The 16,052-nt window shown below is 42.8% G+C and carries 14 protein-coding genes and 1 pseudogene; 2 read left to right on the top strand and 13 right to left on the bottom strand.

Going from position 1 to position 16,052, the window contains the following annotated elements; genetic code table 11:
- The first annotated feature begins 212 nt into the window (after window positions 1-212).
- Window positions 213-1,418, top strand: coding sequence for a DEAD/DEAH box helicase (locus ONZ52_RS05610; protein WP_265217728.1), 1,206 nt, complete (start codon window positions 213-215; stop codon window positions 1,416-1,418).
- 83 nt (window positions 1,419-1,501) lie between these two features.
- Here the strand turns inward: ONZ52_RS05610 and ribA are convergent, their stop codons facing one another.
- From ribA to ONZ52_RS05595, 3 genes are all read right to left on the bottom strand, one after another.
- Entirely contained in the window at window positions 1,502-1,966 is a 465-nt protein-coding gene (ribA, locus tag ONZ52_RS05605) for a GTP cyclohydrolase II (RefSeq protein ID WP_265217727.1), read from the bottom strand.
- Window positions 1,957-2,115, bottom strand: coding sequence for a hypothetical protein (locus ONZ52_RS05600; RefSeq protein ID WP_265217726.1), 159 nt, complete (start codon window positions 2,113-2,115; stop codon window positions 1,957-1,959). The genes ribA and ONZ52_RS05600 overlap by 10 nt, the downstream gene beginning before the upstream one ends.
- Before the next feature lie 97 nt (window positions 2,116-2,212).
- Entirely contained in the window at window positions 2,213-2,686 is a 474-nt protein-coding gene (locus ONZ52_RS05595; RefSeq protein ID WP_265217725.1) for an Lrp/AsnC family transcriptional regulator, read from the bottom strand.
- A gap of 194 nt (window positions 2,687-2,880) precedes the next feature.
- Here ONZ52_RS05595 and leuA point away from each other — a divergent pair, with 194 nt between their 5' ends.
- Entirely contained in the window at window positions 2,881-4,554 is a 1,674-nt protein-coding gene (gene leuA, locus ONZ52_RS05590) for a 2-isopropylmalate synthase (RefSeq protein WP_265217724.1), read from the top strand.
- Window positions 4,555-4,645: 91 nt separating this feature from the next.
- On the opposite strand, the pseudogene ONZ52_RS05585 reads toward leuA, so the two are convergent.
- The 10 genes and pseudogenes from ONZ52_RS05585 to ONZ52_RS05540 all read right to left on the bottom strand — a co-directional run bounded on the left by ONZ52_RS05585 (window position 4,646) and on the right by ONZ52_RS05540 (window position 16,032).
- Window positions 4,646-5,565: pseudogene (locus ONZ52_RS05585) on the bottom strand (GGDEF domain-containing response regulator).
- Between the two features lie 5 nt (window positions 5,566-5,570).
- Window positions 5,571-7,886 carry a PAS domain-containing hybrid sensor histidine kinase/response regulator gene (locus ONZ52_RS05580; protein WP_265217723.1) on the bottom strand — a complete coding sequence of 772 codons (2,316 nt, stop codon included), beginning with the start codon at window positions 7,884-7,886 and terminating at the stop codon, window positions 5,571-5,573.
- The gene (locus ONZ52_RS05575) at window positions 7,852-9,354 is read right to left on the bottom strand and encodes a PAS domain S-box protein (RefSeq protein WP_265217722.1); all 1,503 of its coding nucleotides are present in this window, start codon (window positions 9,352-9,354) and stop codon (window positions 7,852-7,854) included. The genes ONZ52_RS05580 and ONZ52_RS05575 overlap by 35 nt, the downstream gene beginning before the upstream one ends.
- Before the next feature lie 115 nt (window positions 9,355-9,469).
- Window positions 9,470-9,721 carry a hypothetical protein gene (locus ONZ52_RS05570; RefSeq protein ID WP_265217721.1) on the bottom strand — a complete coding sequence of 84 codons (252 nt, stop codon included), beginning with the start codon at window positions 9,719-9,721 and terminating at the stop codon, window positions 9,470-9,472.
- 189 nt (window positions 9,722-9,910) lie between these two features.
- Complete coding sequence (locus ONZ52_RS05565; RefSeq protein ID WP_265217720.1) at window positions 9,911-11,302, bottom strand: ABC transporter ATP-binding protein; 1,392 nt, start codon at window positions 11,300-11,302, stop codon at window positions 9,911-9,913.
- Window positions 11,299-11,805, bottom strand: a complete 507-nt coding sequence (locus tag ONZ52_RS05560) for an ABC transporter permease (protein ID WP_265217719.1) — start codon at window positions 11,803-11,805, stop codon at window positions 11,299-11,301. Before ONZ52_RS05560 ends, ONZ52_RS05565 begins: the two co-directional genes overlap by 4 nt.
- Entirely contained in the window at window positions 11,772-12,086 is a 315-nt protein-coding gene (locus tag ONZ52_RS05555) for a hypothetical protein (protein WP_265217718.1), read from the bottom strand. Before ONZ52_RS05555 ends, ONZ52_RS05560 begins: the two co-directional genes overlap by 34 nt.
- Entirely contained in the window at window positions 12,083-13,018 is a 936-nt protein-coding gene (locus ONZ52_RS05550) for an ABC transporter permease (RefSeq protein ID WP_265217717.1), read from the bottom strand. The genes ONZ52_RS05555 and ONZ52_RS05550 overlap by 4 nt, the downstream gene beginning before the upstream one ends.
- Entirely contained in the window at window positions 13,015-14,562 is a 1,548-nt protein-coding gene (locus ONZ52_RS05545; RefSeq protein WP_265217716.1) for an ABC transporter substrate-binding protein, read from the bottom strand. Before ONZ52_RS05545 ends, ONZ52_RS05550 begins: the two co-directional genes overlap by 4 nt.
- Window positions 14,563-14,808: 246 nt before the next feature.
- Complete coding sequence (locus tag ONZ52_RS05540) at window positions 14,809-16,032, bottom strand: ABC transporter substrate-binding protein (RefSeq protein ID WP_265217715.1); 1,224 nt, start codon at window positions 16,030-16,032, stop codon at window positions 14,809-14,811.
- Window positions 16,033-16,052 lie beyond the last annotated feature (20 nt).

Genomic DNA, 16,052 nt, shown 5'->3' with positions numbered 1-16,052 from the left:
ATTTGTCTGTATTTTAGAACAAACCACACGAAGGGTCTAACTTATCCAATCGACCTTTTGAGGTTTCGATTTCGAAACCTCAAAAACAAGGTATCATGACGAACAATACAGTCCATTATAGTGGCTATAGGCCCATATTTATTATGATAACCATAAGTAATTTATGAAATTCATAGGTGGTCTTGCCATTTATCCCGCTACAGAGAGTTTACATGTCATTTGCTGAATTAGATTTGGATGCCACCATAGAACAAGCCATTAGTGACCTTGGCTTCGAAACCCCAACTGAGATCCAAGAACAAGCCATTCCAATTGCGCTAGATGGTTCAGACCTTCTTGCCACCGCGCCTACTGGCACAGGTAAAACCATTGCCTTCTGCGCACCGGCAATTCAGCATATTCTTGACCGTGATGAACAATCCACCACTGCACCAAAGGTACTGATATTGGCCCCAAGCCGTGAGCTTGCGCGTCAAATTTTTAATGTCGTCGAACAACTCACCCAACATACACGCATTCAGTCACACCTTATTATTGGCGGCACACCCTACGGTATGCAACAGCAACAATTAAGTGAACCCTGTGATATTCTTGTCGCGACTCCAGGAAGACTTGTCGAGCTAGATGAAAAACGCTGGTTAGATCTAACAGATGTATCTTATTTTGTTATCGACGAAGCAGATCGGATGTTGGATATGGGGTTTGTAAATGCCATTAATCACATTGCAAAAGAGTTACCACACGAGCACCAGACGCTGATGTTTTCCGCCACACTAGAGGGCGAAAAAATGGGGCGTTTTGCTAGTGCCCTACTAAACAACGACACACAGCAAATTCGTCTAGGTGAGTCATCTCGTACTGTTCCTAGTCAAATTCGTCAAATCGCTTATCGTGTTGACAGTGAAGAACATAAAGAGGCTGTATTAAAACACCTGCTCACCCAGGAGCGTGTTCAACAAGCTGTATTGTTTGTTTCTAACCGTGAGCATGTCGATGTTTGGGTACAGCGTGTTCGTAATATGGGCTTAATGTGTGACGGCCTGCACGGCGAAATGAAACAAGGCGATCGCAGCGAACATATGAAACAAATGAAACGCGGACGCTTACAAGTATTAGTCGCAACCGACGTTGCCTCACGCGGCATCGACCTGCCGGAAATAAATACCGTGATTAACCTGCGTTTACCTCGTAAAGCTGACTCCTATATTCACCGAGCTGGGCGCGCGTCAAGAGAAGGCGCACCTGGTGATTGTATTTCGCTAATCGACATTAACGATCTGCCCATGATCGAAAAAATTCAACGTTTTATGCAAGCCAACATCAAATTTGGTCGTATTGAAGGCCTAGAACCGAAGACCAAAGCGCGCTCACCAAGCAGCAAGAAGAAAAGAGAAAAACCAGCACCAAGTAAAAAATAGGGCTGGTTGAGCACTATAGAAACAAAAAAGGCACCGTTTGGCGCCTTTTTTTATGGGTAATGTAGTGTTTAATATTTCACTACCTACTCGGGATCAAACTTCAATGTATGCAATTTTCGCTTGGCTTTGGTTTCCAAGTAAGAACGATTATGTTGATTAACATGCACTTTCGTCGGCACCAGTTCAACAACGTCAATGCCATGCTCTATTAGCTGCTGGGCTTTGTCCGGATTATTCGTTAATAAACGCACTTTTGTGACACCAAGCGCCTGCAGCATTTCCGCCGCAATACCAAAATCTCGTCCATCGTCAGGCAAATGCAACATTTCATTCGCTTGATACGTATCATAACCTTGATCCTGCAAAGCATAAGCTTCTAATTTTGCGTACAAACCAATACCTCGACCTTCTTGACGTAAATAAAGAATATAGCCACCTTCTTGATTAATACGGTCAATGGCTTCGTCTAGCTGCTCACCACAATCACAACGTCCGGACCCAAAAACATCGCCAGTCAGACATTCGGAATGAAGACGAACTAATGGCACACTGTCGTTGGCTTTCTTTTGCTTTCCTTCAAAAATATCCCTATATGCTCTTTGCCAGAATCATCACCGTTAAAGGAAATGAATTCGGCCATCACGTCGCCCGCCCTGACGGGAATCATCACTCGACGTTTAATTGTCAAATCGCTCATAACTACTTCTCTATTAGGGACTTTTTACAGTGTCAGTATAACGCCCATTAATTTGGTCAAAAGCAAAAAAATCAATACTAAATAAGGAAATAACCTACTAAAGCAAATGATCAAGCGGTAATGAGGTGCGATTTATGATTCGACGCAACAAAAAGCTTGAATGTACACCTGTCACACCGGGTATGCGCGTTAACCTTCCCAATAGAAACTCCTGGTAACGATCCATGTCTTCTACCACCACTTCTATCAAATAGTCCGCTGATTGCCCTGTCACAAGATTGCACGACTTCACTTCTGGATAAGACTCTAATGTCGACTCAAAGACCTCAAAACGATCTGGTGTGTGACGATCCATACTTATCTGAATAAAGGCTGTTAGTTTTAACCCCAGCTTATTTTGATTCAATAACGTCACACTGCGATCTATGACACCACTGTCTTGTAATGCCTTTACACGCCGCAAACAAGGTGAAGCAGATAATCCTACGCGGTCTGCTAACTCTTGATTGGTTAAGCTAGAATCTTGCTGCAATTCACGCAAGATTCTCAAATCAATTTTATCAAACCCCATTAGCAACGCTCCAAACAACTAAGATTTAAAAATATTACGCAATATAATGCCATTATATTTGTTTTTTTATTAAAAAAACGCAATCTTTTACTCAATAAAATTCGTTATGATAGAAACCATAGAAAGTCACTTAACCAAGTGAACGCAATAACAACCAGAGCTTACCAGCTCTAATATAAAAGAAGGGAAAGATCATGACATCTTTTGACCATAGAAAATATACGCCATTCAAGCCTGTCGCTATTGAAAACCGCACTTGGCCTGACAAAACAATCACTAAAGCGCCGATTTGGTCTAGTGTAGACCTACGCGATGGCAACCAAGCATTGGTTGAACCTATGACGGTAGAACAAAAGAAACAATTTTTTGCTCTTCTAGTGGATGTGGGATTTAAAGAAATCGAAGTTGGCTTCCCTGCAGCCTCTCAATTAGATTTTGACTTTGTGCGTTGGTTGATTGAAGAAGACCAAGTACCAGATGACGTGTATATTCAAGTATTGACTCAAGCGCGCCCAGAATTAATTGCTCGCACTTATGAGTCCCTAAAAGGGGCTAAAAAAGCCATTGTACATGTCTACAACTCAACCTCCACGACACAACGTGAACAAGTGTTCCGTATGGACATGGAAGGCATCAAGCAAATCGCAGTCAACGGCGCAAAATGCGTAAAAGAGCATGCAGAGAAACACCCAGAAACAGAATGGGTGTTCCAGTATTCTCCTGAAAGTTTTACGGGCACAGAAATCGATTACGCGATTGAAGTGGTCAATGCGGTTGCCGACGTGTGGCAACCTACACCAGACAATAAAATCATCATCAATTTGCCCGCTACCGTTGAAGTATCAACACCAAACCGTTATGCAGATCAAATTGAATATTTTTGTCGCCATGTGAAAAATCGCGACTGTATGTTTATTAGCTTGCATACACACAATGACCGTGGCTGTGGCGTCGCAGCAGCAGAATTAGGCATTATGGCTGGCGCTGACCGTATTGAGGGCACCTTGTTGGGCAACGGTGAGCGCACAGGCAACATGGACGTAGTCACGATGGCTATGAACATGTATAGCCAAGGAATTGATCCAGAGTTGGCGTTAGGCGATATGGACCGCATCATAAGTGTGGTTCAAGCCTGCACCTTGCTACAAGTTCACCCGCGTCATCCATACGCAGGCGAATTGGTGTTTACCGCTTTCTCTGGCTCTCATCAAGACGCCATTAAGAAGTGTTTGGCAAACCAAACTGATGACAAACCTTGGGATGTGGCATATTTGCCCATTGACCCTCGTGATGTGGGCCGTAGCTACCAAGAAGTTATTCGCGTCAACAGTCAATCAGGTAAAGGTGGTGTGGCTTATACCCTTGAGCAAGAGTACGGCTTGGCGTTGCCTCGTTGGTTACAGGTTGAATTCAGCCCCGTGGTCCAACGCTTTGCTGAAAAAGACGGTGGCGTTGTCGATGCAGAGTCCATGAAAAACTTGTTTGAGACAAGCTTCATGACCGGCAGCGCACCCTATAAATTGGGCAAATACGATCTTACTAAGGACGATGTTGACACAGTCAACGCTGAATTGATTAGCAATAGCACAAAAGTGAAAATCACAGGCAATGGCAATGGCGCGTTGTCTGCTTTCAGCGAGGCATTAGGCAAACACTTCAATATGCGAGTGGATATTATTCAATATCAAGAACATGCGCTCACTGTTGGTAGCGATTCTCAAGCCATTGCCTATGTTCAAGCCAACATTGAAGGGGATCGTTTCAACGGTGTCGCCATTGATAACGACATTGTTTCGGCCTCCATTCAAGCACTATTGGCAACAGTGAACCAAAAAGTTGCTGAAAACCAAAACATCGCTGTCGCTTAGTACCATATTATCCTTTAAGAATTAACCCCAAAAAGCCGAAAATCTAATCGATCTTCGGCTTTTTTATGTATTGTGCTTAGTTTTTTAAACGCTAGTGAGAGCGGTAAACCACCTTATTTCGGCCAGTATCTTTGGCCTCATACAAACAGTCGTCTGCACGCTTTATTAATACAGTTTTATCTTCCAGCTCACCTGTATACATGGCTACACCAATACTGGCTGTAATAGGAATTACCATACCTTCATGCACCACTGGATAATCGGCAACGATACTACGATAACGATCAAATACTTTGAAAACATCTTCTTCTTTAACATTATGTAGAATAATACCGAACTCTTCTCCCCCAAACGGCCAATAATGTCACTGCCTCTTAGGGCTATTTTGATTCGCTTTGACACTTCAACCAAGACAGCATCTCCAGCATCATGTCCATAGGTATCATTGACAACTTTGAATTTATCAAAGTCAAACATAGCAAATGCCATAGGCACGCCATAGCGACGAGTAAAAGACATTTCTCGATCTAACATAAGTTCAAAAGAACGACGATTGGCAACATTTGTTAAGTGATCAGTTGATGCTAAATGCTCAAGAGCAAGATTTGAATCCACAAGACGCCGCCGCATATCGGCAATGCGTTGCATAGCCAACATTTTAGCCGACAGAACTTTCTGACTTATAGGCTTCATAAGATAATCGTCACCACCAGCTAGAATACCATCTTCTATATCATCATCTTCTGCACTTGCGCTTAAAAAGATAACTGGCAGCCACTCTTGATTTTTTTGCTCTTGTATTTTACGAATAGCTTTAACGGCATCAAAGCCATTGATATAAGGCATTTGGACATCCATTAAAATAAGATCCAAGTCCTGTGAATGCTCCAAAAATTGATCTATCGCTTCCTGCCCATTACTGGCTTCGACCGTCCTGTAACCAAGCTTGGACAAGTGAAGTTTCAGTAACAAACGGTCCGTGTTGGTATCATCTACCACTAACACTTTCATCGGCATTAGAGCATACTCTGTAGTTTAGTCTTCACATTTTGATACATTGCTAGTATTTCTCGCAATTTAGCATTCAGTTCAGACACAGCCCCCTGACGACTTTCTTGCTCTAGCTGTGCAGCCATTGCTGACAACGTCATTGCACCTACATTTTGGCTGACAGATTTTAAGCTATGAGCAAGCCGAGAAACCGCTGCGCAATCGACATCACCCTCTTCACTCAACATCTTGTCAAATGATGCCATGATGCTTTTAGCGTCATCAAAAAAGGCATCAATCAACAAGGTAAAATCACTTCCCAACAAAACTTTTAATTCATTCAAAACAGATTCATCAATTACAATATCCGACTTCACATCAAAAACAGAATCAGTCGCTTGCATAGTTTTGTCCAACGTATCATCATTTGATTGATGACTATGAGGTAACCACTCATCTAACATATTAATGATCTCTTTTTGTTTAAAAGGCTTTGGCACTAAACCATCACCACCAGCACGCAGCACTTCCGATAATGTTTCAGCCATAAGATCAGCCGTTAATGCAATAATAGGCACGCGTTTATGATAACTGCATTTTTCGGCTTGTCTAATACGACGCATAGCCGATAATCCATCCATTACTGGCATGTGTAAATCCATAAAAATAAGGTCCGGCTGATGGGTACTCCACATTTCTACGCCAATCGAGCCGTTTTCAGCACCAATAACATCAAACCCCATTCTCGTTAAAATTCCCTGCGCTACTGCCATATTGGCTTTCATATCTTCAACAACTAAGATGAGACCCCTCTTATTTCCACTATCACTAACATCTGATACTTCGTCATCATCACTGCTATCTGCGTATGAAAGTTGATGCCCAAGCACATTATCAGACAATGCCGTAATCAGACCTCTCTTCAAGGCCAAAGCACTCATGGGCTTAGTAATACAGATATTTACGCCAGCGCCAGAAAGCTCAACCTGAGATAAACGCCCTGCTGAAGAGGTCATTAAAATGATAGGTTGATACAAAGATCCACTCACTTCTCGAATGAGTTTAGATAGCATCAAACCATCTAATTCAGGCATCAAATAGTCTAAAACAATAATCTGATATGGCGAACCGTCATCAATTGACTGCTTGATTCGAGATAAAGCATCAACAGGACTTATTTCTGCATCCGCATAAATATCACAGGACCTGAGCTGATTTTTAAGGATGGTTAAATTCGTTTCATTATCGTCTATAACTAAGGTTTTCTTACCAAGTAATGAATTCTCATCGACTACAGTTTCAATATAAGACATTGCATGACTTTCTGGTAATGTAAATGACACTGTAAAAACAGATCCGACATCCAATTTACTCGACAAAGAAATATTGCCCCCCATTAAACCAACCAATTGTTTCGTAATTGCCAAACCTAAACCAGTTCCACCAAACTTACGTGTTGTTGAACTATCTGCTTGCACAAACGCACTAAACAATTGAGGCTGCACATGATCTGCAATACCTACTCCAGTATCAGCAATACTCAAAGTGATGGCCACCAACCCTTGCGGATCAACAGCCCCTTTTGCGGATACCAATACATGGCCCGAGTTGGTGAACTTAATCGCATTACTAATAAGATTAGTTAATACTTGCTTAATACGAAACACATCGCCCACCAAAAAGCGTGGACAAGATTCATCATATTCTACCAATAAATCGATGCCTTTTTCTTCCGCCTTCATCAGCAATAAGCGCATAACATCATAAATGACTTTTTCTAAATTGAAATCAACACGCTCGATAGAAAGATGACCCGCCTCTATTTTGGAAAAATCCAACAAGTCATTAATTAAACCTAAAAGCCCCTCGCCGGACTCTTTCAGTATGCGCAATTGCTCCTTTTGCTCTGCGTTTAACTTACTACCAGAAAGCAATTCAGCCATACCTAATACACCATTTAATGGTGTTCTAATTTCATGACTCATAGTGGCAAGGAAATCGCTTTTTGCCTTACTGGCTGCAACCGCTTGATCGTTCGCTTCCCGTAAAAGTACTTCTGTTTCTTTTCTAGAAGTAATATCCATGTTCACACCTATAAGATGTGATGCATGGCCTTTTTTATCAAATACAATGGCAGCATTGGATTTCAAATAACGAACCTGCCCATCTTTTCGCATGATCCTGAAATCAAAATCTAAATCTTTAGAAATATGGGAAGCATCCTCTTTACTGGTAAAATACGCTCCGCTTTCTTCTAATCCAGCAAACACATCTCTTAATCTAATTTTATCTTCCGGATAAACACAATCATCCCAAACCAAAAGTGGCTGAGACTCGCTCACCTATAGAAAAACCATAAAGTCGATACATCCAGTCATCCCAATGCAAAGTACTGTCTTGCAGATCGAATTCCCAGACACCTATACCAGCAGCATCCGCTGCGATAGATAAACGCAAATTGGTATCTATCATTTTCTGCTCAACTTCTAGGCGCTCTGTCACGTCACGAATATGGGCGATATAGCCGCCAAGGCTTCCGTCAGCATTTCGAATCATGCTACCAATCGTTTCCGTATGAAAAATTTTACCCTGTTTATTTTTATAGCTCACACGATAACGATTTAAAACATCTTCAACATCATCTTTATACGCTTGGCCTTGTCGAATAAAATCACTTTCATCCGCATACAAAACTTGGGTGGTTTTACCTAGTAAATCATCAAGGCTATAACCAAACAGCTCAGTGAAAGCTGGATTTAACATTTTTATTTCACGATTTCGTCCGACAAGCACAATCGCCTCTGGTGCATTTTCAAAAAGTGACTCAAAGAATATTTTTTGCTCGCGCAAATCATTCTCATATTGAGCCTGTACAGATCTATCGTAGGCAAGAGTCATCTCATTACCAACCCACTGAGCAAGCAACTTCATCACTTCATAATCATCCTCACCAAAAGGCTGAGCCTTCGGATGCGGACTAGAAAAATTCAGTGTTCCCCAGCGCTTACCACTGACATAGATAACAATGCCAATATAAGCTTCTAATTTAAAGTCCTTATAACAGGGATGCTCTTTAATATCACTTATTGCTGTATGGTAATAAGATGTCGGCAAATCACTACCAAGAGTGTGAACACAATAGGTGTTTCCTAGTTCAAACTGCGCACCTGGAAGCACCTCTCCGTTTGGAGTATGACTGTATTCCACTTGATAAATATCACCGTTAATTGAGCTGATAAGTCCAATCGGTAAGGCAAAATGTTCGACGCCAACTTGTAGAATTTTTTGCAATTTTTCATCCAATGACAAACCTGAATTGGCCGTCACTGCATGTAAATTCTTTAATGTCCGTAATGTACCTGTTTGCCCAGTCAAGCCATAACTAATTGACAAAGGTGTTTCATCGAAAAGCGATGAGGAAGACAATGGCGTTTGACTCAGCGAGACTAAGCCTGAAAGCAAATCAACTAAAGTAGCGAGATGCTCTTCAAGCTGTTTGCTATCTACCGAACAAGGAGTATCACTTAACAAAAACAATCGAACGTCATCAATAGACAAGTTTTCTATAATACAACAAGATAAACATGAAAAATCTGCAGATAAAGAAGGTAGCCAAGGGATATTTTTTATATCAAGGTATCGAGAAGAAGGAAGTGAGTTAATACGAAAAACCTTGCCTATCAGCTCATCCCGAGAAAGAGTCCCAAGTTCACCAGATAAAACCACACGACCATCTTTAAAAAGTAAACCAGCACAAGACATACCTAAAAGAGACCTAGCTACTTTTAAAGCAGCCTCAAATTGACCCATTCACTTCCCCTTGAGCTTATGCATGTCAAACGCAATCAGAAAAACTAATTAAGCACTACCCTACTTATAAAACATATCAGAAAATCAGGATTCTGCTTGGCAAAAGATAGAAATACTATGGCAGTAACTTATCGATCAAAACACAATCCTTAGTATCATTACGGCTGGCTTTGACTTTATCTAATATTTTTTGCGCGACGTCTTTTTGGCGCTCTGAAACATATTTTGAATCAACTGTCTTTTGAACGTTGCTCAAGTAAGCATCTAACTTTGGCGTGCAATAATCGTCAAATGCCAAGGCGCTAGTTGAAGTAAGGAATGCAGAGATCCCCACCAAGCCAACAGAGAGTGAAGTTTTGAACAACATAATATTTTCCTAAACAGTCTATTTAATTATAGGAAAAATTAGACCATAGACGAAGCTAAAGTGAAACCTTAAGCTGAGCCACAACCACTCATTTACATGTTTAAATCATCAAGTCGTTGTAACACCTTGTTACGAACATTAAGCAAAAGCACTTAGCAACTTCCATCTCAATGCCGCAACAAGACAAGGCTATTTATATCGAAATAACCTGATGACAAGTTTTTGAATCAATGCTGCATCATGACTAACCAACAGCACCGCGCAGCCTGCTTCGCGGGCCAACTCGACTAACAAGGCAGTCACCTCTTTTGCCGTAATTGGATCAAGCTGAGAAGTCGGCTCATCAGCGAATAAAAATACCGGATCTAATAACAAGGCTCGTAATATAGCAAAACGCTGTAATTCGCCACCAGAAACCGCTAAACAATTTCGTTCAAGAATCCCATGCGGCAAACTCAAGCGATCCATCAAAGGTGCAATACGATCTGTATCAATGCCATGCAAAAGTATCAAATCTTCCAGTAACTGACCAAGCGACACACTAGACGAAAACGCCGACGGCGGATCTTGATACAGTTTTAACCATTGGTGCGGCTTAGCTGTTTTATTCGAGCGAAGAATACTCCCAGCCGAAATCGGCAACAGATTCAGCAAGGCATCACCAAGCGACGATTTACCACAGCCACTGTCACCAACAATACCAACTACTTCGCCCTGTTTGATAGAGAAAGACAAACCGTCGAACAACACTCGCCCACCTCGCGCAAGACTCAAATTGTCAGCAACCAAAATCGCTTCTGCGCTATCCTCACGAATACTCGGCGTAATATCGTGCCATGCGCTTGGCTCGGCGGAGATCAACTCTCGAGTGTAATCGTCTTTGGGATAATCAAGCACTTGAGTCGCCTCACCTTGCTCTACTAATCGCCCTTGTTTCATCACTAACAGCGTACCACCTAGCTGACGAGCAATGGCCACATCGTGGGTAATAGTCAATAAACTGCCCTCTATCGAACGCGATTGCAGTAAGCGCACGATACCGTCGCGACGAGAAACGTCCAAACCTTTGGTTGGTTCATCCGCCAAAATCACATGAGCACCGCCCGCCGTCGCGGCCGAGATAGCCAAACGCTGAGCCATCCCACCTGACAATTGACCTGGCCGTTTGTGCGCACTATCAGCCAAACCAACATCAAGAAGATCTTGCTGTGCATAGACAAGGGCATCATGGTGCCCCTTGCCCTGCACATGCTGATATACCTCAGCAACCTGATTGATACCCTTCATCAACGGATCCAAAGCATGCCAAGGCTCTTGGGGTAACATCACCAAATCCCGCCCCCACAAGGCCTGCCGTTGTTCGAGAGTCAAGGCTTTACCAAATACCTCAACATCACCTTGAAGGGATAAGTTGTCAGGTAATAATCCCATAATGGCTTGCGCCAACAAGCTCTTACCGGAACCTGTCTGACCCAAAATTGTGAGAGGCTCACCTTGTTTTAATTCCAACGAAATTGGCTCTAGCAAACAAGTGTCGCCCACATAAACCGCTACATTGGTTAATTTAAGCAATACACTCATACTCGTTTCCCTGCCAATAAATGAAATCCAAACACCATTAAAGCAATGACAACTAAGGGTTGAGCTAATAACCAAGGGGCATCACTGTAAAATGGAAACAGCTCCACTGTCATCAAACCTAACTCAGCTAACGGAGGCTGAATGCCCACATACACAAAGCCCAACGACGCCATGGTTAAAATTGCATTGGCGCCACCAAACGCCGCCAAAGTAAAAACAGAAGGCGCAATGGCTGGCCAAATGTGGCGTTTAAACTGATACCAACGACCAAAGCCCATCATCTGAGAAGACTGTCTAGCTGGACTATGAATGACATTCTGTGTGATAGCGCGAACCACACGAAAATACTCCACCCATTGCACCAGTGAAATCGCTAAATACAAGATCCAAAACGATCCAGGCACAATAGCGGCGAATAAAAGTACGACGACCAGTCCAGGTAATGCCAGTAAAATATTCACCATAACCCCTAAGATATGATCGACCTTTTTACCACCCCACACAGCCCAAACCCCAATGCTGTTCCTAGCAAGGAAGACGTCACCACACACAACACCCCCAAGGCAAACGACAAACCCACCGCGTGCGCCATACGTGCCAACATACTACGCCCAAAGTGATCCGTGCCAAGCCAATGAACCGCCGAAGGGGAATCTAATACGGCATTCAAATCCTGCTGAGAAATACTAAAGGGGGAAAACATCATTCCCAGCACAGCAAAAATCAGCAAACTTAACAACACACCCAAACCAACCCACTGAGATCCTGTCATTGTGAATTTCATGCTTCTCTTACTCCTCTTGGATCGATCCATAAACACAGCATGTCCACCAAGGTATTCAAAGCAACAAACAAGATTCCCATCACCAACGCCGCCCCCTGAATAACAGGAATATCACGGGCAAAAATCGCGTGAGCCAAACCATGACCAATACCCGGCCAAGAAAACAAAGACTCAATCATCACAATCCCTTCAATCATACTCACCAATTGAATACCGAAAAACGCCACCACAGGCACAGCAATATTGCGCACCCCGTGCCGTCTAAAAGTCTGCCATGCGGATAAGCCCTTCACCTTGGAAAATTGATAAAAAGCCGCTTGGAAGGTATGTTTGGCCGAGTCTCTGACCACTCTGTTCGAGACAGCCGCCAAACTCAGCGCCAGCGTCAATGCAGGCAAAACCAAATGCGCAGGGGTACCAAAACCAGCCACGGGAAACCAATTCCAATGCAAAGCAAACAACAAGATAAACAACACACCCAATACAAACACTGGCATTGCTCTTATCATGCTCGATAAGCCCATAAAAATAGAATCCAATGGATTACCTCGCCATGCGCAAAATAACCCCACTGGCACGGCGATCAATATCGACACCAACAAACCAGCCAAAGCCAACAGTAAAGAGTGCCCTAACATATGCTGAATCGCATCTATGACCGGTAAACCACTCACCAAAGAATGACCTAAATTGAATTGCAACAAGTCCAACAACCAGTGCCAATACGCCGCAAAAGCACCTTGGTCTAAATTCAACTCCTGACGAACTAAAGCCGCGGCGTCTGAGTTCACATTGTCTTGACCATAACGACTCGCGGCGATGCGATAGGCCATGTCACCTGGTAGAGAGCGCATTAGAATGAAGGTTAAGGTGCCGACACCCCAAACCACCGTCACTAACTGCAACGCTCTTTTTAACAGCATTGCCTTCATGGTTTAACAAACTCCATTTCGTTCAAGAAAAAGCTGCGCTCAAAAGGATCGAATCGAAATCCCTTCACTCGCTTATTCACGGAAGTTTGCTGCACATAAAACGTCACTGGAATCATCGGACGTTCGTTATAAATTAACTGCGCACTACGCTGGGCTTTTTCCTGGTATTGTTTAGAATCTGAGGTGTGCTCAAGAGACAGCAAAAGCTGACTCAATTCCGCATTATTCCAATTCATAGCACCCCAATCTCCGCCACCATTAGAACCAAAATCCGATAACATGACCCCTAATGGATCGGCAATAAAACCGTAGTTGCGAGCAATCAAGGCCACTTCTAACGAGCCATCTTGATGCCCCATTGGAATAGCACTGGAATTTGTCACCTCAACCTTTGTTGTAATACCAATAGCTTGCCATTGAGCTTGGATGGCTGTAGCGACTGTTGTTAGTTCTGGTCGATCGGCGTAGGTTATCAGTGTCAGTTCAAACCGTTTTCCATCACGCTCAAGTTGGCCTTTGGCATTTTTCTTCCAACCTAATGATGCCAACAAATCTTCTGCACTCACTTCTTGGGCACCACGACGCACCGACACACCATCAAGATGCCAATTAGACAGTGAAGCAGGCATCAACTGTTCAGCCTCAGCATTTGGCGTACGCAAAATACCATTCGCAATGCCTTGGCGATTAATAGCGAGGCTCAACGCTTGGCGAGCACTCACCTCTTTTAAGAACGGATGACCACTGTTCACTTTTAAAACGATAGTACGCGGAATCGCATTGGAATATAAATCCAAACTAGGCAAACGTTTTAAGGAAGGCAGACTGGCAGGATCTAAACCAAACACAATATCCACTTGACCACTGCGCGCTTGTAATACGCGGCTTTCCGTACGATGCCCCGTTAAATAACTGGCGTAGGGGATACTGGCTTTTTTCCCCCAATAATCATCAAATTTTTCTACGACTAATTTATGTGGCGGTGCGAACTGATAGAGCTGATAAGGCCCTGTCGCAGACAAAGCGAGCACTTCGCCGTCTTTTCCATAAGCGGCCGGAGACAAAATACCATTGGCATAATTTGCCAACACGGCCCCTAGCAAGGTGTAAGGTCGAGACAAGTGAATCACGACCGTATTTCTATCTAATGCTTGAATACTTTCAATGGGAGCGTTACGTAATGCACCATGTTTGGCTTGCGCAAGAGAAAGACTATTGACCACGGAATCCGCATCCATTAAGGCACCATCATGAAAACGCACCCCCTCGCGCAAATGAAAAGACCAGCTTTTTGCATCCTCACTGACTTCCCAACGTTCAGCCAAGGCTGGCATTAATAAGCCACTATCATCCACATCAAGCAATGTTTCCAAAACTTGCATTCGACTGTAGATAAAACCATTTTTAGAAGGATCTAAACTGGTAAATTCAAACGCAGCACTGATCGACAAGGTATTCGACTGAGTTGGTTGAGCAAAAACCGTCGTACCGGATAAAGCACTCATAACCAACACGCCAGAGACTATTCGCTTCAAAGAAGGCATTACTATCATATCCATATTATCCACAAAGAAATAAAAAGTTATGATATAACATAATAAAGCTTTCTGACAATCATTTGAGAATAACGTCAATTAAAAATAGTGCTTATCTAACTGATTGGTATAAATAGTTTTTCCTAAACAATAAATGTGAAAACAAAAAAAGCCAGTTCAACATGTCTTGAACTGGCTTTCTGTTTTAAAGAACAACTTTTTAACTACTCTTTATGGTGCAGGCTATCGTATAGATTATTTAAATACGCGTTTTCTCACACCTTCTAATCGTTGCAAGATAGCGTCGAGGCGATCCGGTTTCACCATGAACTCTTGGAAACCCTTCATGCCTTCTTGCGCCATACTTGGATCCGTATCACGGTCATAGAACTGAGCCGTACCAGACGCATTGTTGAGCATTTCGACACCTTTATTTAAGAAAAAGTCATCCGGTGCTTTGGCTTTAGCATGAGGAGGAATTTGCAATAGTGCCTCATTCACTAGGGTTTGGTTATCGGCACGCGCCATAAACGTTAAGAATTTACGAGCATCTTCTTTGTTGGCCGCTTTCGCTGGAATATGAATCGTATCCATTGGTGCATCCTCCGCCATACCAACAGCCGGGTCTATCTGTGGAAACTGGAAGAAACCCATCTTGCCATCAAGTTCTTTAGGAAAATTGGGCACAATGAAATTACCAATGAGATACATAGCGGCTTTGCCGTTGTACATAAATGGCTGAGCCTCTTGCCAAGAATAGGAGGCATGATTCTCTAAGAAGTAGCCTTTATCAATGAGTACTTTCCAGTTCTCAAAGGTTTTGCGTACACGAGGATCTGTATAAGGAATCTTGCCATCCATCAAGTCAATATGAAAATCCAAACCATTGGTACGTAAGTTCAAATAGTCAAACCAGCCTGCCGCTGTCCATAAGTACTTCGTACCGATCGCAATAGGCGCAATATCATTTGCCTTAAGTGTCTCGTTGACCGCTAAAAATTCTGCCCATGTTTTTGGTTCAGATAAACCTAGCTTGTCAAAAATATCCTTACGGTAATAAATACCCCATTGATAATAAGTGTAAGGAATCCCCCACTGTTTATTATTGATGGTCATGGCTGGCGCAGCGGAAGCCATGTTTTTCTTTAATTCTTGTTGATCCCAAATATCGCTCACATCTTCAAACAGACCGCGGTCAACAAATGCCTTCATACGATTACCAGCATACCAGAACACAATATCTGGAGGGGTTGTTGACAACCAGTTGCGAATAGCCGTTTTATAGCCCTCTTTATCGTACAAATTGTATTTGATGGTAATGTCAGGGTTTTCACTTTCAAATTTTTGAATAATGTCAGCAAACGCTTTTTTAGGTGCTGGGTCGGCTTGGTCGGAGTTAATCACCAAGGTTCCAGCATTGACCATAGAGACAGCACCTAATGCCATTACCCCTACTAATAACGATTGAAATTTTTTCATTTAAATAAGCCCTCTTTTTC

This window comes from Marinomonas rhodophyticola, assembly GCF_026113935.1.
GTDB classification, from domain to species: Bacteria; Pseudomonadota; Gammaproteobacteria; order Pseudomonadales; family Marinomonadaceae; genus Marinomonas; species Marinomonas rhodophyticola.
This window is presented reverse-complemented; position numbering and strand designations above follow the sequence as displayed.